Below are 21372 nucleotides of genomic sequence, written 5' to 3' on the forward strand. Positions count from 1 at the left end.
GCGTTGGTGCCAAGCAGCAAATCGCCGAATTTACAATTCGCGCGCGATTCCCGGCAGCGCCGGCACAAAGCGGACGTCGACCAATTCCTTGCGATCGAAGCCGCTCTCCGTGCGCACCACGCGGACCAGGGTCTGGGTACCCTGATGCGGCCCGACCGGGGCGATCAGGATGCCGCCCGGATCGAGCCGCTCCAGCAGCTTCTCCGGGATCTGCTCCATCGCCGCGGTGACGATGATGCGGTCGAAATCGCCGGCCCCCCCCGGGACGTCGAAGCCATCGCCGAGCAGCACCTCGATGTTGTAATAGCCCAGCTTTTCGAGACGCTTGCGGGCACCGTCAGCCAGCGTCCGGTAGCGCTCGATGGTCAGAACCTGCTTGCACAGCCGGGACAGGACGGCCGCCTGATAGCCCGAGCCGGTGCCGATCTCGAGCACACGGTGGTCCTTCTGCAGCTGCAGCTGCTCGGTCATGTAGGCCACGACGAAAGGCTGGCTGATGGTCTGCCCGCAGGCGATCCCAAGCGCGCTATCGCGATAGGCCTCGTTGCGGTCGCGCGGATCGACGAACACCTCGCGCGGCACCTCCTCCATGGTGCGCAGCACCGCCTGATCGCTGACCCCTCGTCGCCGCAGGGTGAGCTGAAACATCATCTTCTCGGTCGGATCGGGCTTCACGGCCATGTTCATCAGCGTCTCTGGGCGGCAGCGCGGAATCTTGCCTAGGCTTGATGCCATTGAAATCCGAAATACCGCGTTAAGGAAAAATTTCCCGTCACCTTTTGTTCCCGGTCAGGAACCGGCAGTCCGATTTCGTGTTGGCGCCAACACGACAGCTTCCCATATAGTCGACGGCGACGCGCGGTTAACGCCCAGGCGCGGGGGGCTCTGGTTGTGCGGTTCGCACCCCGTCGAGCCTGGACGAATCCTGCGCAACACGTCAGTCAGAACGATCCGGCGATGCAACGTCGCGTGCTGGAAACCGACTAATTCCCAAACGTTTGCATTGCGCCTTGTAATGTTATTTGCGAGCCTATTTCAGGGACGGGCAAGGATTCCATCATGACAGCGATACGGCCGGCGGGCTGTTCAGTTTTCCTCGTGGAGGACGAGGTCATGATCCGGATGATGGTGGCCGACATGCTGGAAGAGCTCGGCCATAGCATCGCGGCCGAGGCCGGCGAGATCGGCGAAGCGGTCAAGCTCGCGCAATCGACCGAATTCGACCTCGCGATCCTGGACGTCAACGTCAATGGCAAGGTGATCACCCCGGTCGCCGAACTGATCAACGCCCGCAACCGCCCCTTCATCTTCGCGACCGGCTATGGCTCGTCCGGCCTTCCCCCGGAGTACCGCGATCGTCCAGCGCTGCAAAAGCCCTTCCAGCTGGAAACGCTGGCGCAGGTGATCTCCAGCGCGATGCGGAGCGCGCCGGTTTAGCGAGAGCAACGGTCTGTACCCCGGATGAGCGCAGCGACATCCGGGATTCAAAACTCAGACCCCCCGGATATCGCTTCGCTCATCCGGGCTACGCGAACATCACTTCAACATCGCGGTCAGCGCTTCCGAAAACACCTCATCGGTGCGGTCGAGCCGCAGCGGCGTCACCGAGACGTAGCGCGCGGCAAGCGCGGCGAGATCGGTGCCTTCGGCCGGCGCATCCATCATCGCCGCACGCTCGAAGCCGATCCAGAAATACGGATTGCCGCGTCCGTCGTGACGGCGATCGATCTTCAGGAAACCCTGATTGCGCTTGCCCTGCCGCGTGATCCGGATGCCCTTGACGTCATCGGGCATACAGGACGGGAAGTTGACATTGATGACGGTGTTGCGGGGAACGCCTGCGCCGATCACCTTGCGGATGATGTCGGGTCCGAATTTCAGCGCGGTCTCCCACAGCGGCGCGTTGCGCGTCTCGATCGAGAACTCCTGCGACAACGCGAACGACGGAAAGCCCAGGATGGTGCCCTCCAGCGCGCCGGCGATGGTACCGGAATAGACCACGTCCTCGGCGACGTTGCGGCCCTTGTTGACGCCGCTCAGCACGAGATCGGGCAGCTTGTCTCCGAGGATGTGGCGCGCGCCCATGATGACGCAATCGGTCGGTGTGCCGCGCACCGCGAAGTGACGCGGGCTGACTTCGCGCAGACGCAACGGATCGTTGAGCGACAGCGAATGCGACACGCCGGACTGGTCGAGTTCGGGGGCGACGATCCAGACGTCGTCGGACAATGAGCGTGCGATCTGCTCGACGACCTGCAGGCCGGGGGCGTGGATGCCGTCATCATTGGTGCAGAGAATTCGCATCCGTCAAAGTGCCCCTTGTTTCGATCCAACGCGGGTTTCTTGGGCCGCGGCTCCTGATTTGATTGCCGTCTTAACCGGCTAGGACCGTGGAGGCAAACCCGGCCCCTGCCATCGCGCCGAGGCGACGCGCCATGGATGCACGAATCTGCCGCTGCCGGCGATCTTGCGGTCGAACACCGGCCAGGCCGGCCACCGAACGGACGTGGGACCTGATGGTGAGGGCGGCGGCGTAGGCGCCTCCGGCTCAACCGGCGCAGCCTGGCGAGCTTCGGGAGGTTCGGATATGGGAGCTTCGGACCTGATCGGGTCGGCCTCTGGAAGCTCAGGCTTGGGAGCCTCGCGTTCGGCAGGCTCAGCCCTGGGCGATTCGACCTTGGGCGGTTCAGTCCTTTGAACTTCAGGCTTGAGCTGTTCGGGAGTGACCGAGGCCGCCCGGAGAAGCTCGGGCCGCGGAGCCTTCGGAAGCTCCGACTTGAGGATCTCGGATTCGATGGATTCAATCTTCCGAGGTTCAAGATTCGAAGGCTCAGGCTTCGGCGCTTCAACCTTGGGCGTTTCAAGCTTCGGCGATTCGGGTCCGGGCGGCGGCCGCGCGGGCGCCTCTTCGGCCGGCTTTGCGACGGGCGCGACCGATCTCGATTTCAGCCTCGCCAGCAGCTCCTCGATCGAGGGCACCGATTCCGCGTCAACCGGAGCACGCGGCGCGGCCGGCGGCGCGGCCCGAACCGGAGGCGGCGGCGCGACGTCTGCGGGTGCGGGCAGATCGGCCGGAGCCAAATAGGCGAACTTGCCGCGCGCAATCTCCAGCGCCTTGTCGAAATCCGGCCTGTCGATCCAGGCCTTCGTTTGTATCTCGGTCACGCGCGCTTCCCACAAGCGCGCGGCCTCGATGTCGTAGTAGCCCATCTGCTTCTGATTGATCAGTTGCAGACCGTGGCCCGTGACGGCCCATTGTCGACCAAGCCAGTGGATGTCCCGGTGGAGCGGCATCACACTGGCCCTCGCCTCACATGCCGTGCTCGATGACTTTGAGCCCGCCCATGTAGGGCTGCAGCACATCGGGCACCGCGATCGAGCCGTCCTGCTGTTGGTAGGTCTCCATGACAGCGATCAACGCGCGCCCGACCGCCGTGCCGGAGCCGTTCAGCGTATGCACGAAGCGCGGCTTGCCGTCGGGGCCGCGATAGCGCGCATCCATGCGACGCGCCTGGAAATCCCCACACACCGAGCAGCTCGAAATCTCGCGATAGGCGCCGCCATCGCCCTGCCCCGGCATCCACACCTCGATGTCGTAGGTCTTCTGCGCGGAGAAGCCCATGTCGCCGGCGCACAGCGTCATCACACGATAATGCAGGTCGAGCTTCTGCAGAACCTGCTCGGCGCAGGACAGCATGCGCTCGAGCTCGTCCTTGCTGGCTTCGGGCGTCGTGATCGACACCAGTTCGACCTTCGTGAACTGATGCTGTCGGATCATGCCGCGCGTGTCGCGTCCCGCCGCACCGGCTTCGGCGCGGAAGCACGGCGTCAGCGCTGTGAGCCGCATCGGCAGCTCCTTTTCGTCGAGGATGGATTCGCGCGCGAGATTGGTCAGCGAGACTTCGGCAGTCGGGATCAGGCCCAAGCGCTCGCTGCGCAGATCGGCATTCGGCGCCGACAGCAATTCGCCCTTGATCGCCCAGAACTGATCGTCCTCGAATTTCGGCAACTGTCCTGTGCCGAACATCACGGCGTCGCGCACCAGCAGCGGCGGATTGATCTCGGCGTAGCCGTGCTCGCCGGTGTGCAGATCGAGCATGAACTGCCCGATCGCACGCTCGAGCCGCGCCAGTCCCTTCTTCAGCACGACGAAGCGCGCGCCGGACAATTTCGCCGCCGCCTCGAAATCCATATAGCCGAGCGCGGTGCCGAGATCGTCATGCAGCTTCGGTGCAAAGCCGTAGTCCCGCTTCTTGCCGAACACATGGTGCTGGACGTTGCCGTGCTCATCGGTGCCGTCGGGCACCTCATCGAGAGGCAAGTTGGGAATCGACGACAGCTCCTTGGTCAGCTCGTCATCGGACGATTTCGCCGCCAGCTCGAGCTCCGGCATCGTGGTCTTCAGCTCGGCGACTTCGGCCATCAGCTTGGCGGCGCGCGCCTCGTCCTTCGCCTTCTTGGCGTCGCCGATCTCCTTCGATGCCGCATTGCGCCGCGCCTGGGCTTGCTCGGACGCCAGGATCGCCGCACGCCGCTTCTCGTCGATCGCCAGCAGCGACGGCGACAGAGCCCCAAGTCCGCGGCGCTTCAGGCCGGCGTCGAAGGCTGTCGGGTTGTCGCGGATCGCTTTGATGTCGTGCATGGCAGTCGGGGTCCTAACGTCGCTCGGGCAGATAGCGTTGTATGCCAACGTTTGCGTTGTATGTTTCCACTACCACGACTGTCATCGCCCGCGAAGGCGGGCGATCCAGTATTCCAGAGACGTCAGCGTGTCACCGAGAAGCCGCGGCGTACTGGATACCCCGCTTTCGCGGGGTATGACACCGAATGTGACGTGAAGACAGCCCTACTCGGCCGGGTTGGTCGCCGATGGCGCCCCGGACGAGGTGCTCGAGGCCGCGGCCTTCTTCTCCACGATCCGGACCGCGATGATGGCGCCCTCGTAGAGCGCGAGCAGCGGGATCGCGAGCGAGGCCTGGCTCAGCACATCGGGCGGCGTCAGCACGGCGGCGATGATGAAGGCGATCACGATAAAGTAGCGCCGCTTCTCTTTCAGCATCTTCGAGCTGACGATGCCGATGCGGCCGAGCAGCGTCAGGATCACCGGCAGCTGGAACGCGATGCCGAAGGCGAAGATCAGCGACATCATCAGCGAGAGATACTCGCCGACCTTGGGCAGCAACTGAATCTGCGCGGTCTCCGCGCCGGCGGTCTGCTGCATGCCGAGCGAAAAACGGGTCAACATCGGGAAGACCACGAAATAAACCAGCATCGCGCCCATCACGAAGAATATCGGTGTGGCGACCAAATACGGCAGGAACGCATTGCGCTCATGCTTGTAGAGCCCGGGCGCCACGAACATGTAGACCTGCCCGGCAACAATCGGGAACGAGATGAAGGCCGCCCCGAACATTGCAAGCTTGAGCTGGGTGAGAAAATATTCGAGCAGCGCCGTATAGATGAATTTCGAGTTCTCCGGTCCAGCAACCCAGATGAAGGGCCAGACCAGGACGTTGAAGATCTGCTTGGCGAAGAAGAAGCAGATGATGAAGGCCACAGCGAAGCCGAGCAGTGCCTTGATCAGCCGCGAGCGCAGCTCGATCAGATGATCCATCAAGGGGGCCTTGCTGGCCTCGATATCTTCGGCGCTCATGACGCCCTCGCGTCCTTGAGCACGTCAGGCTGTGCCGGCGTCTCGTCCTGCGCAGGCGCCGGCTCGGGCTTCACCTCGCCGGTGATCGCGAGCGGCTCGCCGGCAGCGACGTGAGTCTCGGCCTCGACGAAGGTTTCCGGCGTCGGCTCAGCCGGTGTCGTGGGTGTCACCGGCGCGTCGATCGCGGAGGCGACCTGCGCATCGACCGGCTTGTCGATCTGAAGGGCGTCGCTGACGTCCTTGTGCAGCGAGGTCATGATGTTGCCGCTGGTGATGCCGGTTGCGGCTTCCCTGACCTCGTCAAAACTCTTCTTGAGGTCGGCCATCTCGGCCTCGCGCATGGCTTCCTGGAACTGGCCCTGGAATTCGGAGGCCATCTTGCGGGCCTTGCCCATCCATTGCCCGACCATGCGCAGCACGCCCGGCAGCTCTTTCGGGCCGATGGCGATCAGCGCGACGACCGCGATGACGACCAGTTCACTCCACCCGATATCGAACATGAATTGTTCCGCCTAAGCGCGCCGCCATCGGCCCCATCGGTCCTAACAGGATCTGGGGCTGCCGGCGCCTTTTCTCATCGGCGTCCATAGCGCGTCTCTACGGCGACGTCACCGTTTCGCGCGAAGAAAAACGTCGAAATATGCGTCAGTACAAGCGCGTTAGACGGCCTTGCTGCCGACGTCCTGGCGCGCGGCCGACGGCGCCGCATTGTGATCGATCGCCTTGGTGGACTCCGGCTTGTCCGCGACCTTGTCGTCGTCCTGCATGCCTTTCTTGAAGGCCTTGATGCCTTGGGCGACGTCACCCATCAGGTCCGAAATCTTGCCGCGTCCGAACAGCAGCAGGACCACTGCGATCACAACGATCCAGTGCCAAATGCTAAGCGAACCCATCCTGCAACCCTCCAGAAATGGCCGGTGGACCGGCCTGAACATGGCCGGAAGTTAGGCCCCCGGGGTGTCAAAAACAAGGACCTCGGCCGCGGCAAATCGCTGTCGCGGCTACGTAATATTGCTAGGCTTAACCGGGAATATTCCGGGCTATTCGCCCTTCTCCTCGGCGCTGTCGTCATCGCCCGCGTGGTCGGTGTGCTCTTCCGGCTCATCAGCGTCAGGTTCGGCCGTGTCGACCTCGGCGGCAACGTCCGCTTCGAGGTCGGTTTCGGCCTCGGCTGTCGTTTCGAGCTCGACAGTCCCAACCTCGGCAGCCGCAACATCGGCAACCGCTTCGCTCTCGGTCTTCGGTTCCTCGGCTTCCGGCTCGACGGCCGGCGCGAGCAGCAGTTCCAGCGTGTCGCCGGGCTCGAGCGGCTCCTCGTCCTCCCGCAGCGTCGCATCGTCCGATGGCGACGGAACGGAAAAGCCGGTCGGCAGCCGCGAGTCGAGCAGGCCGGTGCCCTTCAGCTCCTCGAGTCCCGGCAGGTCGCCGAGCGCTTCGAGGCTGAACTGCGTCAGAAAGGCGTCGGTAGTTCCGAAGGTCAACGGACGGCCCGGCGTCTTGCGGCGGCCGCGCGGGCGGATCCAGCCGGTCTCCAGCAGCACGTCGATCGTTCCCTTCGACGTCACCACGCCGCGAATCTCTTCGATCTCGGCACGGGTCACCGGCTGGTGATAGGCGACGATCGCCAGCACCTCGATCGCGGCACGCGACAGCTTCCGTGTCTCGGTGCTCTCGCGCGTCATCAGCCACGACAGATCGCCGGCGGTACGGAACGTCCACTTGTTGGCGACGCGAACCAGGTTGACGCCGCGCGGCGCATATTCCGCCTGCAACTGCGCAAGCGCCGCCTTGATATCGACGCCGTCGGGCATCCGCTTTGCCAGCGTTGCCTGATCGATCGGCTCGGCCGATGCGAACAACAGGGCTTCAAGGAGCCGCAATTCCTCAGGACGCGCTACCGGATGATCCATAGGAGAAACCTCCTCCTCGGGCTCGTCTCTGCGCACTTCCGCCAAGCTTGCCATGGGCCTGCTCTCCTTCTTCCACTTACTCAACCGAAAGGTCCGGCGCAGCCATTGCGGCCTGCGCTTGACGCTTTCGGAAATAGATCGGCGCGAACGCCTGCTTCTGGTTGATTTCCATCTCGCCCTCGCGAACCAGTTCGAGGGCAGCAGCGAAGCTCGATGCGAACACCGTCGCCTTCTGCTTGGGATCGGCGACGTAGTTCATCAGGTACTCGTCGAGGCAGCTCCAGTCCTCGGCAAGGCCGACCAGCCGCTCCAACGAGGCGCGCGCTTCGGCTAGCGACCACACAGTCCGCTTGGCCAGATGCACCGAGGTCAGCACGCGTGACGCGCGCTGCGTGGCATAGGCCGACAGCAGGTCGTACAGGGTCGCGGTGAACTTCGGATGCTTGATCTCGGCGATCGATTCCGGATTGCCGCGCGGAAAGATATCGCGCTGGAACTGCGGCCGGTTCATCAGCCGGTTCGCAGCCTCGCGGATTGCCTCCAGGCGGCGCAGCTGGTTGGCGAGCGCGGTCGCCATTTCCTCGGCGCTCGGCCCCTCCGCAGTCGGCGGTTCGGGCAGCAGGAGCCGCGACTTCAAGAAGGCAAGCCAGGCGGCCATCACCAGATAGTCGGCCGCAAGCTCGAGGCGGATTTTGCGCGCGGCCTCGATGAACGACAGATATTGGTCGGCGAGCGCAAGGATCGAAATCTTCGACAGATCGACCTTTTGCTGTCGCGCCAACGTCAACAGCAGGTCGAGCGGGCCTTCATAGCCCTCGACGTCGACCACCAGCGCCGGTTCGCCGTCGGCGAGATCGGCCGGCCGCCCGGTCTCAAACGATAGAATTTCAGCGGTCATGCCGTCCCTACCCGATCCAACAACGCATCCAGTTCAGCCCGTGCCGCCTGCCGGTCGAGCGGCTCAGGCTGCTTCCGCGCGGCGAGCACAGCCTTGGCCCGCTCAAGCGCCTTGCCGGCCAGTTCCGGCGTCTCCCGCGCGACCTCGCGCATTTCGTCGATATTGCCGTTGCAGTGCAGAACCATGTCGCAACCGGCGTTGACGATGGCGCGGGTCCGTTCGGCAATTGATCCGGCCAGCGCATTCATCGACACGTCATCACTCATCAACAAACCCTGGAACCCGATCAGGCCGCGAATCACCTGTTCGATGATTGTCGCAGAAGTCGTTGCCGGATGGACGGGGTCCAGCGCGCTAAACACAACATGTGCGGTCATCGCCATCGGCAGGTCCGCCAGCGGCCGAAACGCGGCAAAATCGGTCCGTTCCAGCTCTAGTCTCGCGGTATCGACCGTCGGAAGGCGGAAATGGCTGTCCGCGGTGGCGCGGCCATGGCCGGGAATGTGCTTGAGAACCGGCAGCACGCCGCCCTGTTCCAGCCCGTCCGTGACCGCACGGGCGATCGCCGCGACCTTGTCCGGCTCAGTTCCATAGGCCCGGTTGCCGATCACCGCATCCGCGCCGGCCACCGGAACGTCGGCCAATGGAAGGCAATCGACGGTGATTCCGATGTCGATCAGGTCGGCCGCAATCAGCCGTGAGCTGAGCCGGGCCGCTGTCAGGCCTAGCTTCGGATCGATGTCGTAGAGCGCGCTGAAGCTCGCGCCCGGCGGATAGACCGGCCAATGCGGCGGGCCGAGCCGCTGCACCCGGCCACCCTCCTGGTCGATCAGGACCGGGGCATCGGCCATGCCGGCCGCCGACCTGAGTTCCCTAACAAGAGCTGCCACTTGGGCAGGACTCTCGATGTTGCGCTTGAACAGGATGAAGCCCCATGGCCGCTCGGCGCGAATGAACTCGCGTTCAGCGTCGTTGAGGACCAGCCCGGATACGCCCGTGATGAATGCGCGGTTCGCCATTCGGCCGATTAGGCCGTATGCAGCTCGCGGGTCAAGGAAACGGCAGTTAATTTCTTTGGATGAGGCACTGCGGCCCACCAGCCGACATCAGGCTCCGGCACACTTGGTTCGCCTCTTCCGACGACGCGAACGGGCCGGCAAAGGCGCGGTAGTAGACGCCCTTCTCACCGAGATCGACGCGTTTCACCACCAAAGGCTGCGAACCGAGCACACTGCGATACTTGCCTTGCAGGGTCCGATAGGACGACTGCGCGTCCGCCTCGTTCTTCTGCGACGACACCTGAACCAGATATCCACCGCCACCAACCGAGGCAGTCGAGGTCGACGCCACCCGGGTCGGAGGCGTGGCCGGAGCCGCGTCGGTCTGCCCGGGAGCCAGCGACATTGGCGCGTTCACGCTGGCATTGGCCGCAGCCGGATTACCACGCGACACCGGTGGCTTCGCCGCCGTCGGAGGTTTCGCCGGCACGGCGGCCGTGGCTTGCGTGCCATCGGGCGAATCGCCTTTGACCGCGAGCGTGCGAACCTTGCGCGGCTCGTTGTTCGGCAGCGTCCCGTTCGCGGTGATCGGCGCCGGCGCTGGCTGCGCCGTCTGCACACTGGCCACCGGCGGCGGATTCGTGTTCGCATTCAGCGCCGGAAACACGACGCGCGGTCCGGCGGTCTTCGAATTGACGTCGACCGGCGTCTCTTCACGCGACACGATTTTCTCGGTGCCGTCACCCGCTGCCATGCGATCCGGCGTCTTGGCCGGCGCATCGGCCTGGGCCGGGATCACCTTGGTCGGCGTGTTGTCGGCCTTGATGATCGGCGGCTCGCCGCTACGGGGCGAGCCGACATAGGTCCGGTAGGCGTACGCGCCACCGACGCCGAACACGCCAAGCGCCAGCACCGCAGCGACCGTGATCAGGCCGCTGCTCCGTCGGCGCGGTTCAGGCTCTTCTTCGTCGGCTTCATATGCATAGGGATCGTCCGGATAGGACGGATCGCGCTGCAAATCCTGTTCGCCGGCTTCCAGCTGGCCGTAGAGCGCTTCGTCATAGCGCGACGGATCGTGGCTCTGATCGCCGCTCTGATAGGGCGGCTCGTCGTCAAAGGCCTCGGGTTGCCTGGGGGGCTCGACCGGCCGATAGGTCGCGACCGGCTCGGGCGCAGAAGGCTGCGCCTGCTGGGCCGCGTATCGGTGCAGCGGATGCACCGGCTTCGGCTGGTAGTCCTGTTCGGGTTCTTCGTACGCCGTGTGCTGCACGGGCGGCGGAGCGACAGTCTCCTGCCGCGCGCGCTGCATCCAGGGCGGCGGGCCCGCGGGCGGCGCGTCCTCGTCCTCGGACTGCGCATCATATTGTTGCGGCCGCGCGTTGGCGCGCGACTGCAACGGACGCGGCGGCGGCTTATTCGCGGCGCCAAATGGATCCGTCTGGCCGATCAGCCGAGCCAGTTCGGCGAGCGGATCGCTCTCGGCCCTGGGTGCCGCGTCGGTGGAAAAAAGTCGGTCCTGATATCGATCAGCCATCGTGATGATGCATCCCCTTCGGGACAGCGCCAAGATCGCCGGCACAGCCGGTCCGAACGAGTTGGCCCCTGCCAGATGCCCTCACAAATCCCCACTCGTGAGGGCCTAATGCCCCTGCCTACCGCATCTCGGTCGGAGCGTGGACGCCTAGAACAGCTAAGCCCGATGCCAGAACCGAGACGACGCCCTGAACCATTGCCAGTCGCGCCCTCGTGATCTCTGCATCATTATTGATAATGAAGCGTAAATAGGGCAAATCGCGCCCCTTGGTCCACAGCGCGTGAAATTCACTGGCCAAATCATATAGATAAAAAGCGATTCGGTGCGGCTCATGTGCCACCGACGCAGCCTCGATCATCCGTGGATAAAGCGCCAGCCGCCTGAGCAGCTCGAGCTCGGCCGGGTCGGTCAACCGCTCGACCGCAGCGTTCCGCAGATAGGCCAGCCGCGCCTCGTCGGTCTCGGGCAGATCGGGAACCGCCTCCTCCCGCGCATTGCGGAAGATCGAATGGCCGCGGGCGTGACCGTACTGCACGTAGAAGACGGCGTTGTCCTTTGACTGCTCGATCACCTTCGCGAGGTCGAAATCGAGCACCGCGTCGTTCTTGCGGAACAGCATCATGAACCGGACCGCGTCCGAGCCGACCTCGTCGACCACTTCGCGCAGCGTGACGAATTCGCCGGAGCGTTTCGACATCTTCACCGGATCGCCGTCACGCAGCAGCTTGACGAGCTGCACGATCTTGACGTCGAGCTCGGCCTTGCCAGCGGAGACCGCCTTCACGGCCGCCTGCATGCGCTTGATGTAGCCGCCGTGATCGGCGCCGAACACGTCGATCATGCTGGTGAAGCCGCGCTCGAACTTGTTGCGGTGGTTGGCGATGTCAGACGCGAAATAGGTGTACGAGCCGTCCGACTTGATCAGCGGACGATCGACGTCGTCACCGTAGGCGGTGGCGCGGAACAGCGACTGCTCGCGATCCTCGTAGTCCTCGACCGGCTTGCCCTTCGGCGGCGGCAGGCGGCCCTCGTAGATGTCGCCCTTGGCGCGCAGGAAATCGATGGTCTCGGCGACCTTGTTGTTGCCCGATGTGATCAGCGAGCGCTCGGAGAAGAACACATCGTGATGGATGTTGAGCGCGGCGAGATCGCCCTTGATCATCTCCATCATCATGACGATCGCCTTGTCGCGCACGATCGGCAGCCACGCGGCTTCCGTCTTGTCGAGCAGCTTCTCGCCGTATTCCTTGGCGAGCGCCGCGCCGACCGGCACGAGGTAATCGCCGGGATAGAGCCCTTCCGGGATCGCGCCGATGTCCTCACCGAGCGCCTCGCGGTAACGCAGGAACGCAGAGCGCGCGAGCACGTCGACCTGCGCGCCGGCGTCGTTGATGTAATATTCGCGACAGACGTCGAAGCCCGCGAACTGCAGCAGGCTGCACAGCGCATCGCCGAACACGGCGCCGCGGCAATGGCCGACATGCATCGGCCCGGTCGGGTTGGCCGAGACGTATTCGACATTGACCTTCTCGGCCTTGCCGATGTCGCTGCGTCCGTAGGCTGAGCCGGCGGCCAGCACGGCGCGCAACGCGTCCGCCCAGACCTGCGGCTTCAAGGTCAGGTTGATGAAGCCGGGCCCGGCGACATCGACCGACGCCACCAGCGCGTCGGCGCGCAGCCGCTCGGCGATCTTGTCGGCGAGCTCGCGCGGCTTAGCCTTGGCCTCCTTGGCAAGCACCATCGCGGCATTGGTCGCCATGTCACCATGGCTGGCATCGCGCGGCGGCTCGACCACGACGCGGGCGAGGTCGATGCCCGCGGGCCAGTTGTCCTCGGCAGCGACAGCGGCACAGATCGCGTGCACGCGCGCCAGCATATCGGCAAAAAGGTGTGATGGTGCAGTGGTGTCGGCCATGGCAGGGCGCTAACGCAAATCCGGGGTCGAGTCAAAAAGCCTTTGGTGCTCGATCAGGGCAAAACGGTCGGTCATCCCGGCAATGAAATTGCCGATCCGCCTGTTCCGCGCGCTGCCGGTCTCCTGCACGCTCCCCTCGATCCATTCCGCCGGCAGGTCGCCCGGCGATTGCCGGTAGCGCTCATAGAGATTGCGGACCACCTGCTCCGCCTCCCGCATCACAAGCATCACCCGCCGGTGGCGATACATCCGCCGGAACAGGAATGCCTTGATCGCCGCCTCCTGCTCGGCCACCTCAGGCGGAAACGCGATCAGCGGCGCGTCGTGGTGGCGCACGTCCTGGGCCGATTGCGGCTGCGCGGCCGCAAGCCGCCGGGTCGCCTCGTTGAAAACCGCGCTGATGAAATGCGAGATCAGCTCACGCACCAGTTCGGCGCCGCGCCGGACCTCGTCGAGCCCGGGATAATGACGATCGATCTCGGCGATGATCTCTGCGGTCAGCGGCATCTCCTTGAGGTCGTCGACCGCAAACAGCCCGGCGCGCAGGCCGTCGTCGATATCGTGCGCGTCATAGGCTATGTCGTCGGCGAAGGCCGCGATCTGCGCCTCGAGCGAGGCATAGCTCCAGAGCTCGAGATCGTAGGTCTGGTTGTAGTCGGCGATCCCGATCGGAAGTCCGCTGTCGAGGTAGCGCCCGCTAGGTGCGCCGTTGCGTTCGGTCAGCGGGCCGTTGTGCTTGACGATGCCCTCGAGCGACTCCCAGGTCAGGTTCAGCCCGCCGAATTCGGGGTAGCGATGTTCCAGCGAGGTGACGACGCGCAGCGCCTGCGCATTGTGGTCGAAGCCGCCATCATCCTTGAGGCAGTCATCGAGCGCCCGCTCCCCGGCATGCCCGAACGGCGGATGGCCGAGATCGTGCGCCAGCGCCAGCGTCTCGGTCAGATCCTCGTCGACCCCGAGCTGGCGCGCCAATGCGCGGGCGATCTGCGCGACTTCCAGCGAGTGGGTCAGCCTGGTGCGATAATGATCGCCCTCGTGGAAGACGAAGACCTGGGTCTTGTGCTTGAGGCGGCGGAACGCGGTGGAATGGATCACCCGGTCACAGTCGCGCCGGAACGGGCTGCGGGTCCGGCTCGGCGGCTCCAAGACAAGCCGGCCGCGGCTGCGGTCGGGATCGCAGGCATAAGGCGCGCGGGGGGCAGCCATTCCGACCGACACGGTATTTTAGTCCTTATCCATTTGATTCCATGGTCCGACGCACTTAACTATGACTGAGGCGGCGGACCAAATGAATTGGGCATGACGCCGGGCATGATCCGATCAGATCATGCGCAGATTGGGTTTCGGAGACCGACCATGACTGCTGCCATCACCGTCAGCGAACGGGCCGCCCGCCGGATCGGACAGATCCTCAGCAAGGAAGGCGACGGTGCCAAGCTGCGCATTTCGGTCGAGGGCGGCGGCTGCTCCGGTTTCCAGTACAAGTTTGACGTCGAGCGCACCCAGGCCGATGACGACCTCGTGATCGAGCGCGACAGCGCCGTGGTGCTGATCGACCCCGCCTCGGTCCCGTTCCTCGCGGGCTCGGAGGTCGACTTCGTCGACGACCTGATCGGCGCCTCGTTCCGCGTCGTCAATCCGAACGCCACCGCGTCCTGCGGCTGCGGCACCAGCTTCTCGATCTGACGCCTCCTCGCCGGACGCGCCGTCCCGACGCGAGCCGATAACCGGTTCGCGGCAGAGACCAAGTTATTCCGCCGCGACCACCTGCGGGCGCTCGACGTCGCCGCCCGCCTCCGCCTGCGGATCGAGCTTGCGCCGCAACCTGCGGTCGATGCGGTCGAGATAGATGTAGATCACCGGCGTGATGAACAGCGTCAGCAACTGCGACACGCAGAGGCCGCCGACCACCGCGACGCCGAGCGGCTGACGCAGTTCAGCGCCGGCGCCCGCACCGAGCGCGATCGGCAGCGTGCCGAAGATCGCCGCGAACGTCGTCATCATGATCGGACGGAAACGCAGCAGCGCCGCCTCGCGGATCGCGTGCTCGGCGCTGAGGCCGACGCGGCGGCGCTCCAGTGCGAAGTCGACCATCATGATCGCGTTCTTCTTGACGATGCCGACCAGCATCACGATGCCGATCATCGCGATCACCGACAGCTCCATCCCGAACAGCATCAGCGTCAGGATCGCGCCGATGCCGGCCGACGGCAGGCCGGAGATGATCGTGATCGGATGGATGAAGCTCTCGTAGAGAATGCCGAGAATCACGAAGGCCGCGAACACGGCGGCGAGGATCAGCACGCCCTGCCCGCGCAGCGAATCCTGGAACACCTGCGCGGTGCCGGAGAATCCGGTCGCAATCGTCGGCGGCAGATTCGCGGTCTGCTCCAACTCGGTGATCTTGTCGACCGCGTAGCCGAGGGAAACGCCGGGCGCGAGATTGAACGAGATCGTCACCGCCGGCTGCTGGCCCTGGTGGTTGATCTGCAGCGGCCCGACCGTCGGCACCAGCCGCGCCACCGCATCCAGCGGAATGGTCTGGCCGTTCGCGGTCTTCATGTAGAGCTTCGAGAGATCGGACGGATCGACGCGGAACTGCGGCTGCACCTCCAGGATGATCTGGTAGTCGTTCGACGGCATGTAGATGGTGCCGACCTGGCGCGAACCGTAGGCGTTGTAGAGCTGGTTGCGGACCTGATCGACGGTGATGCCGTACACCGCCGCCTTCTCGCGGTCGATGTCGACCGTCATCTGCGGGTTCTTGATGTAGAGGTCGGTGGTGACGTCGAGCAGGCCCGGAATCTTCTCGATCTTGTCCCGCATCTCGGGCGCTAAGCGGTACAGCGACTCGGTATCGCCGCTCTGCATCACATACTGATACTGGCTCTTGGAGATGCGGCCGCCGATGTTGAGGTTCTGGACGCTCTGGAAGAACGCCTGCATGCCCGGGATCTCGCGCGCCTTCTGGCGCAGCCGTCCGATCACGACAGCAGCGTTGTCGCGGGTCTTCTGCGGCTTCAGCGCGATGAACAAGCGGCCGTAATTGGTGGTCGGATTGGGACCGCCGGAACCGACCGTCGAATTGATGTAATCGATCGCCGGATCGGTCCGCATCACCTCGACCAACGCCTGCTGGCGCACCTTCATCGCTTCAAACGAGGTATCGGTCGCGGCTTCCGTCACACCGATCAGGAAGCCGGTGTCCTCCTGCGGGAAGAAGCCCTTCGGCACGATCATGTAGAGATAGACAGTGCCGCCGAGCGTCGCCAGCGTGACCAGTAGCATCAGGGCCTTCTTGGCCAGCACCCGGTCCAGCGCCCACTCATAGGCGCGCAGCCAGGCCTGGAACATCGCCTCGAACGCCCGCAGCACGATATTCGGCCGCTTGGTGGCGTCATGCGCGCGCAGCACGCGGGCGCACAGCATCGGCGTCAAGGTCAGCGACACGAAGCCGGACACGATGATCGCGACCGAGATCGTGACGGCGAATTCGCGGAACACGCGGCCGACGATGCCGCCCATCAGCAACACCGGGATGAACACCGCGATCAGCGAGAAGGTGATCGAGATGATTGTGAAGCCGATCTCGCGGGCGCCCTTCAGCGCCGCCTCGAACGGCTTCATGCCGTGCTCGATATGGCGGACGATGTTCTCCAGCATGACGATGGCGTCGTCGACCACGAAGCCGACCGAGAGCGTCAGCGCCAGCAGCGTCATGTTGTTGATCGAGTAATCCAGCGCGTACATCACCGCACAGGTGCCGAACAGCGAGATCGGCACCGCCAGCGCCGGAATGAAGGTCGCCGACGCCGAGCGCAGGAACAGGAAGATCACCAGGATCACCAGCGCGATCGCGATCAGCAGGGTCTCCTCGACGTCGCTGACCGCCTGCCGGATCGAGACCGAGCGGTCCATCATGACCTGCATGGTCACCGAGGGCGGGATCGCGGCGCGCAGCGACGGCAATTTCGCCAGCACGGCGTCCACCACCGCCACGGTGTTGGCGTCGGGCTGCTTCTGGATCGCGAGCACGATCGCCCGCTCGTCGTTCATCCAGGTCGCGATCTTGTCGTTCTCGACGCTGTCATAGACCTTGGCGATCTCGTCGAGGCGGACCGGCGAGCCGTTGCGCCAGGCAACGTAGATCTGGCGGTAGTCGGCCGCCTTGTCCATCTGGCCGGAGGCCTGCAGCGCGACGTCCTGCTTGGGCCCGTTCAGCGTGCCGACTGGGGTCGAGGAATTGGCGCGCGACACCGCGGCGCGGATGTCTTCCATCGAGACGCTGCGGGCGGCCGCGGCCTCCGGATCGGCCTGAACGCGGATCGCAAACTTCTGCGCGCCGTAGATCAGCACCTGCGCAACACCCGGCAGCTGCGACAACGCCTGCCCGATCGTGATGTCGCCATATTCGTTGACCGCCGACAGCGGTAGCGTCGCCGACCCCAGCGAGACGAACAGCACCGGGAAATCCGCCGGGTTCACCTTCCGGAAGCTCGGCGGAATCGTCATTTCGATCGGCAGCCGGCGCTGTGCGATGGTCAACGCCGTCTGCACGTCGAGAGCTGCGGCATCGATGTTGCGGTTGAGGTCGAACTGGATGGTGATGACGCTCGTGCCCTGCGAGGAGTTCGAGTTCATCGATGAGATGCCGGCAATGGTCGAGAGCTGGCGCTCGATGATGCCGGCGACCGAGGCGGCCATGGTGTCAGCGCTGGCGCCCGGCAGCGTGGCGGTGACCGCGATGGTCGGGAAGTCCACCTTGGGCAGCGCCGAGACCGGCAGCAGGCGGAAGCCGAACACGCCGAATGCGATGATCGACGCCGTGATCAGCGTCGTCATGACCGGGCGGCGGATGCAGAGCTCGGAGAGCGTCATCGATCAGGCTCCGGCCTTGCGCGTCCGCAGTTCGACCCGCGATCCCTCTGACAGCAACAACTGGCCGTCGACGACGATGCTCTCATCGCCGGCCAATCCGTCCGAGATCACCGATGAGCCCTGGAAGGTGCGATCGACCTTGACCGGCCGGACCTTGGCGACGCCGTCCTGGACCACGAAGACGAAATTGCCGTTTTGGCTGCGCTGGACTGCGACCGTCGGCACCACGACCGCATCCTCGCTGCGGATAATCAGCTTGGTCTGCACGATGGTGCCGGGCCACAGCGTCTCGTTCGCATTGTTCATGATGCCGCGCACGGTGACCATGCCGGTGGTCGCATCGACGGTGTTTTCGACCATCGCGACCTTGCCGCTCTCGGAGCGCTGGTGGCCGGGAATGGTCGCGATCACCTTGGGCTCGTCCTTCCCCATGGCGTCGCGCAGATCGACCAGCGCACGCTGGGGAATGGCAAAGGTGACATAGACCGGCGCCATCTGGTTGATGACCGCGAGCGGCTGGGTGTCGGCGGGGCGGACGAAGTTCCCGACCTTGACGTTAGCGGCGCTGATCCGCCCCGCGAACGGCGCGCGGATCACGGTGTAGCTCTTCTGGACGCGGAGGTTTTCCAGCGCGAATTGGTCGGCCTTGATGGTGCCGATCAGGACGTCGGACTGGGTTTTTGCGTTGTCGAGGTTGACCTGCGTGGTCGCACCCTTGCCGACCAGTTCGGTATAGCGGCGGAGGTCGCGCTGCGCGCCCTCGAACTGGGCCTGGTCGCGCGCCAGGACGCCCTCGGCCTGCTCGATCTGGGCGTCGATCTGCCGTGCGTCGAGCATGAACAGCAGGTCGCCCTCATTGACCCTGGCGCCGTCCTCGAAATGCACCGAGACGATGGTGGTTTCCAGCCGCGACTTCAGCGCCACGCTGGAGATCGGCGTGACCTGTCCGATCGCGTCGACATCGACCGGGACCGATCTGCGTTCGGCCTTGGCGAGATCCACCGAGACCACGCGCGGCCGCGCCGTCCCCTGCGAGGTGGCGGCACCGCCACCCATCCATGAAGCGCGGGTCATGTAAGCCGCCCCGGCCGCAATGCCGAGAACAGCGACAGTCAGAACCAAATTATGTTTCTTCATAAGTCTTGTACATGCGCCGCCCGCTTCCCTTCAGGGCCGGGACGCTTCGCAACTCCCCCATCGGCAATTGTTACGCCTTGTTTCCGGAGAGGGTTAGCACAGGCGGACCGCCCATGGTATGCCACCTAAGTAAAATCCTGCGGCTTCAATCCGGTCACTTGCATGCGCATCGCTACGTGGAACGTCAATTCGGTCCGGCAACGAATCGAGCTTCTGGTCGCCTGGCTGAAGGAGTGTTCCCCCGACATCGTCTGCCTGCAGGAAATCAAATGCATCGACGACGCATTTCCGCGGCTCGAGGTCGAGGCGCTCGGATATAATGTCGTCACCCACGGCCAGAAGACCTTCAACGGCGTCGCGCTGCTGTCCAAGCTGCCGTTCGACGAGACCAAGTCGGGCCTCGCCGGCGACGACGAGGACGCCCACGCCCGCTTCCTCGAAGGCGTCGTTACGCTGAAACAGGGCGTGGTACGGGTCGCGTGCCTTTATCTGCCCAACGGCAACCCTGCGAACACCGACAAATATCCGTACAAGCTCAAATGGATGTCGCGGCTTCTTGAGTACACGCGGGAACGGCTTAAGGCCGAGGAGCCGCTAATCCTGGCCGGCGACTTCAACGTCATTCCGGCCGCCCGCGACGTCTACCATCCAGCCGCCTGGGTCGACGATGCCCTGTTCCGTCCGGCGACCCGCGAAGCTTTCCAGTCGCTGCTCGGCCTCGGCCTCACCGATGCGCTGCGGGCGGTCAACGACGAGCCCGGCCAGTACACGTTCTGGGACTACCAGGCCGGCGCCTGGCAGAAGAACTGGGGCCTGCGGATCGACCATCTGCTGATGTCGCCGCAGGCGAGCGATCGGCTGATCGATGTCGGGATCGACAGCTATGTCCGCGCCTGGGAGAAGCCGTCCGACCATGTTCCGGTCTGGGCCGATCTCGATTTCGAGACCGCCTGAGCCTTGCCGGCCAAGCGACTGCCGGCCGCGGGGGATATCAATCCCGGCGGCCTCTAGTCGCGACGACCCTGCACCCAGTGCTCGAGCATCTGCAGCGCCATCGCGCGGTCGTCTTCGGACGCCTTGGTGATCGCCCGGTTGTAGCTTTCCTTGATCCAGGCCTCGTCGGGCGTGGCGCTGTCACGCGCCAGGGTCAGCCACATCAGGCCACGTGCCCGCTGCGGCGGCAGCCGGTCGCCGTTGAACAGCATCTGGCCAAGCAGCGCCTGCGCCTGATGCTGGCCCTTCTGAGCGGCAAGGCCGAGCCAGCGTGCGCCATAGCGGAAATCGTCCCGCGAGGCATCCGGCGTCTTCAGGTACAGCCGCGCAAGGTCGTACTGGGCGTCGGCATTGCCGAAATAGGACGCCGCATAGGAGAACATCTCCCGCGCCCGCTCAGTGTCCGCCTTCACCTTGGAATTGGGAATGCCGCTCAGATAGTAGCGGCCGAGCGCCACGAAGGCGTTGGCCACGATCGAGGCCTGCGGCGCCGACGGCGAATCCTCGGCATGCGCATTGGCGATCCGGCTGAAATACTCGAAGGCGCGCATGTCATCCTGGATGACGCCGTCGCCCTCGGCGTACATCTTGCCGAGCTTCCACTGCGCGACGGGATGACCGCCCTCGGCCTGGTACTGCAGCGTGCTGAAGGACGAGGTCGGCGAGGTCGCCACAGGGGCAACCGGCGTGGCGGCCCGCTTGAGGGCGCCGGTCGTGCCGGGCTGCGGCGCGACCACCGGAAGAACGGTATCCTGGGGGTTGACCGGGGCGCCGTCGAATCCGAATCCGGGGCCCGCCACCGGGATGGCCCCTAACGCAAACGCAAATATCGCACGCTTAAACGTCCGCATAACACTGTTTCTCGTACGCGCCACCCGGATGGGTGACTGCGCCATCCACCGCCGGCCCCACTTGTTCGGCGTACTTCCACAGCGCACCAGTCGTGTGGTTAGTCGCCCGAGGGGCCCATTTGGTCTTACGATTTGCGAGCTCGGCGTCGCTCAATTTTACGTCAAGTGTGCCGGCGACCGCATCGATCTCGATGATGTCGCCGTCCTGCAATAACCCGATCGGCCCGCCGACGGCCGCTTCAGGTCCAATATGGCCGATGCAGAAGCCACGGGTGGCGCCGGAGAACCGGCCATCGGTGATCAGGGCAATCTTGCCGCCCATCCCCTGCCCGGTCAGCGCCGCCGTGGTCGCCAGCATCTCCCGCATCCCGGGACCGCCCTTCGGCCCCTCGTAGCGGATCACAATCACTTCGCCTTCCTTGTAGGTGCGCTTCTGCACCGCCTCGAAGGCGTCTTCCTCGCGGTCGAAGCACCGGGCCGGACCGGTAAACCTCAGGTTGGACATTCCCGCGACCTTCACGATCGCACCCTCCGGAGCGAGATTACCCTTCAGCCCGACAACGCCACCTGTCACGGTGATCGGATTGTCGGCGGGGGGGGCCCCG

The 21372-nt window shown here is 64.7% G+C and carries 18 protein-coding genes and 2 pseudogenes; 3 read left to right on the forward strand and 17 right to left on the reverse strand.

Annotated features, from left to right (window positions below):
* Window positions 1-30 precede the first annotated feature (30 nt).
* On the reverse strand, window positions 31-687 hold the full coding sequence (locus tag BraRD5C2_RS07755; RefSeq protein ID WP_223967698.1) for a protein-L-isoaspartate(D-aspartate) O-methyltransferase: 657 nt from the start codon (window positions 685-687) through the stop codon (window positions 31-33).
* Between the two features lie 372 nt (window positions 688-1059).
* On the opposite strand from BraRD5C2_RS07755, the gene BraRD5C2_RS07760 reads away from it, so the two are divergent.
* The gene (locus BraRD5C2_RS07760; protein WP_223967699.1) at window positions 1060-1437 is read left to right on the forward strand and encodes a response regulator; all 378 of its coding nucleotides are present in this window, start codon (window positions 1060-1062) and stop codon (window positions 1435-1437) included.
* 99 nt (window positions 1438-1536) lie between these two features.
* On the opposite strand, the gene surE is transcribed toward BraRD5C2_RS07760, so the two are convergent.
* The 12 genes and pseudogenes from surE to BraRD5C2_RS07820 form a co-directional block, all read right to left on the reverse strand.
* The gene (gene surE / locus BraRD5C2_RS07765; protein ID WP_223967700.1) at window positions 1537-2304 is read right to left on the reverse strand and encodes a 5'/3'-nucleotidase SurE; all 768 of its coding nucleotides are present in this window, start codon (window positions 2302-2304) and stop codon (window positions 1537-1539) included.
* Window positions 2305-2382: 78 nt separating this feature from the next.
* On the reverse strand, window positions 2383-3297 hold the full coding sequence (locus BraRD5C2_RS07770) for a hypothetical protein (protein ID WP_223967701.1): 915 nt from the start codon (window positions 3295-3297) through the stop codon (window positions 2383-2385).
* 13 nt (window positions 3298-3310) lie between these two features.
* On the reverse strand, window positions 3311-4642 hold the full coding sequence (gene serS / locus BraRD5C2_RS07775) for a serine--tRNA ligase (protein WP_223967702.1): 1332 nt from the start codon (window positions 4640-4642) through the stop codon (window positions 3311-3313).
* Between the two features lie 204 nt (window positions 4643-4846).
* Entirely contained in the window at window positions 4847-5653 is an 807-nt protein-coding gene (gene tatC / locus BraRD5C2_RS07780) for a twin-arginine translocase subunit TatC (protein WP_223967703.1), read from the reverse strand.
* A complete protein-coding gene (gene tatB / locus BraRD5C2_RS07785; protein WP_223967704.1) occupies window positions 5650-6153 on the reverse strand; it encodes a Sec-independent protein translocase protein TatB in 504 nt (167 codons plus the stop codon). The genes tatC and tatB overlap by 4 nt, the downstream gene beginning before the upstream one ends.
* A gap of 159 nt (window positions 6154-6312) precedes the next feature.
* On the reverse strand, window positions 6313-6546 hold the full coding sequence (locus tag BraRD5C2_RS07790; protein ID WP_050400528.1) for a twin-arginine translocase TatA/TatE family subunit: 234 nt from the start codon (window positions 6544-6546) through the stop codon (window positions 6313-6315).
* 192 nt (window positions 6547-6738) lie between these two features.
* Window positions 6739-7617, reverse strand: a pseudogene (scpB, locus tag BraRD5C2_RS07795) (SMC-Scp complex subunit ScpB); the annotation flags it as partial.
* A 22-nt stretch (window positions 7618-7639) separates the two neighbouring features.
* On the reverse strand, window positions 7640-8461 hold the full coding sequence (locus tag BraRD5C2_RS07800; protein ID WP_097672191.1) for a segregation and condensation protein A: 822 nt from the start codon (window positions 8459-8461) through the stop codon (window positions 7640-7642).
* Window positions 8458-9480: a beta-N-acetylhexosaminidase gene (gene nagZ / locus BraRD5C2_RS07805; protein ID WP_223967705.1), complete on the reverse strand. Its 1023-nt coding sequence runs from the start codon at window positions 9478-9480 to the stop codon at window positions 8458-8460. The genes BraRD5C2_RS07800 and nagZ overlap by 4 nt, the downstream gene beginning before the upstream one ends.
* A gap of 46 nt (window positions 9481-9526) precedes the next feature.
* Window positions 9527-10993 (reverse strand): SPOR domain-containing protein, encoded by a 1467-nt coding sequence (locus BraRD5C2_RS07810; RefSeq protein WP_223967706.1) that lies wholly within the window; start codon window positions 10991-10993, stop codon window positions 9527-9529.
* Window positions 10994-11111: 118 nt separating this feature from the next.
* Complete coding sequence (gene argS / locus BraRD5C2_RS07815; RefSeq protein ID WP_223967707.1) at window positions 11112-12908, reverse strand: arginine--tRNA ligase; 1797 nt, start codon at window positions 12906-12908, stop codon at window positions 11112-11114.
* A gap of 9 nt (window positions 12909-12917) precedes the next feature.
* Window positions 12918-14126, reverse strand: a complete 1209-nt coding sequence (locus BraRD5C2_RS07820; protein WP_223967708.1) for a deoxyguanosinetriphosphate triphosphohydrolase — start codon at window positions 14124-14126, stop codon at window positions 12918-12920.
* A 138-nt stretch (window positions 14127-14264) separates the two neighbouring features.
* On the opposite strand from BraRD5C2_RS07820, the gene erpA reads away from it, so the two are divergent.
* A complete protein-coding gene (gene erpA / locus BraRD5C2_RS07825) occupies window positions 14265-14594 on the forward strand; it encodes an iron-sulfur cluster insertion protein ErpA (protein WP_021081206.1) in 330 nt (109 codons plus the stop codon).
* A 63-nt stretch (window positions 14595-14657) separates the two neighbouring features.
* On the opposite strand, the gene BraRD5C2_RS07830 is transcribed toward erpA, so the two are convergent.
* On the reverse strand, window positions 14658-17786 hold the full coding sequence (locus BraRD5C2_RS07830; protein WP_223967709.1) for an efflux RND transporter permease subunit: 3129 nt from the start codon (window positions 17784-17786) through the stop codon (window positions 14658-14660).
* A 3-nt stretch (window positions 17787-17789) separates the two neighbouring features.
* Window positions 17790-18923 (reverse strand): efflux RND transporter periplasmic adaptor subunit, encoded by a 1134-nt coding sequence (locus tag BraRD5C2_RS07835; protein ID WP_374707970.1) that lies wholly within the window; start codon window positions 18921-18923, stop codon window positions 17790-17792.
* A 162-nt stretch (window positions 18924-19085) separates the two neighbouring features.
* On the opposite strand from BraRD5C2_RS07835, the gene xth reads away from it, so the two are divergent.
* Window positions 19086-19877, forward strand: a complete 792-nt coding sequence (gene xth, locus BraRD5C2_RS07840) for an exodeoxyribonuclease III (RefSeq protein WP_223967711.1) — start codon at window positions 19086-19088, stop codon at window positions 19875-19877.
* Window positions 19878-19930: 53 nt separating this feature from the next.
* Here xth and BraRD5C2_RS07845 read toward each other — a convergent pair whose 3' ends face one another.
* Both BraRD5C2_RS07845 and BraRD5C2_RS07850 read right to left on the reverse strand, forming a co-directional pair.
* Entirely contained in the window at window positions 19931-20767 is an 837-nt protein-coding gene (locus BraRD5C2_RS07845) for a tetratricopeptide repeat protein (protein ID WP_223967712.1), read from the reverse strand.
* Window positions 20754-21372, reverse strand: a pseudogene (locus BraRD5C2_RS07850) (dihydroxy-acid dehydratase); the annotation flags it as partial. The pseudogene BraRD5C2_RS07850 and the gene BraRD5C2_RS07845, both read right to left, overlap by 14 nt.

It is taken from the genome of Bradyrhizobium sp. RD5-C2 (assembly GCF_019972155.1).
Lineage (GTDB): Bacteria > Pseudomonadota > Alphaproteobacteria > Rhizobiales > Xanthobacteraceae > Bradyrhizobium.

Bases quoted from the DNA above. Each gene is read 5' to 3' on its own strand.
- xth (WP_223967711.1), top strand. From the start codon at position 19,086: ATGCGCATCGCTACGTGGAACGTCAATTCGGTCCGGCAACGAATCGAG.
- surE (WP_223967700.1), bottom strand. From the start codon at position 2,304: ATGCGAATTCTCTGCACCAATGATGACGGCATCCACGCCCCCGGCCTG.
- argS (WP_223967707.1), bottom strand. From the start codon at position 12,908: ATGGCCGACACCACTGCACCATCACACCTTTTTGCCGATATGCTGGCG.
- BraRD5C2_RS07790 (WP_050400528.1), bottom strand. From the start codon at position 6,546: ATGGGTTCGCTTAGCATTTGGCACTGGATCGTTGTGATCGCAGTGGTC.
- BraRD5C2_RS07830 (WP_223967709.1), bottom strand. From the start codon at position 17,786: ATGACGCTCTCCGAGCTCTGCATCCGCCGCCCGGTCATGACGACGCTG.
- BraRD5C2_RS07810 (WP_223967706.1), bottom strand. From the start codon at position 10,993: ATGGCTGATCGATATCAGGACCGACTTTTTTCCACCGACGCGGCACCC.
- BraRD5C2_RS07800 (WP_097672191.1), bottom strand. From the start codon at position 8,461: ATGACCGCTGAAATTCTATCGTTTGAGACCGGGCGGCCGGCCGATCTC.
- BraRD5C2_RS07760 (WP_223967699.1), top strand. From the start codon at position 1,060: ATGACAGCGATACGGCCGGCGGGCTGTTCAGTTTTCCTCGTGGAGGAC.
- erpA (WP_021081206.1), top strand. From the start codon at position 14,265: ATGACTGCTGCCATCACCGTCAGCGAACGGGCCGCCCGCCGGATCGGA.
- BraRD5C2_RS07845 (WP_223967712.1), bottom strand. From the start codon at position 20,767: ATGCGGACGTTTAAGCGTGCGATATTTGCGTTTGCGTTAGGGGCCATC.
- tatC (WP_223967703.1), bottom strand. From the start codon at position 5,653: ATGAGCGCCGAAGATATCGAGGCCAGCAAGGCCCCCTTGATGGATCAT.
- nagZ (WP_223967705.1), bottom strand. From the start codon at position 9,480: ATGGCGAACCGCGCATTCATCACGGGCGTATCCGGGCTGGTCCTCAAC.
- serS (WP_223967702.1), bottom strand. From the start codon at position 4,642: ATGCACGACATCAAAGCGATCCGCGACAACCCGACAGCCTTCGACGCC.
- BraRD5C2_RS07755 (WP_223967698.1), bottom strand. From the start codon at position 687: ATGAACATGGCCGTGAAGCCCGATCCGACCGAGAAGATGATGTTTCAG.
- tatB (WP_223967704.1), bottom strand. From the start codon at position 6,153: ATGTTCGATATCGGGTGGAGTGAACTGGTCGTCATCGCGGTCGTCGCG.
- BraRD5C2_RS07835 (WP_374707970.1), bottom strand. From the start codon at position 18,923: ATGAAGAAACATAATTTGGTTCTGACTGTCGCTGTTCTCGGCATTGCG.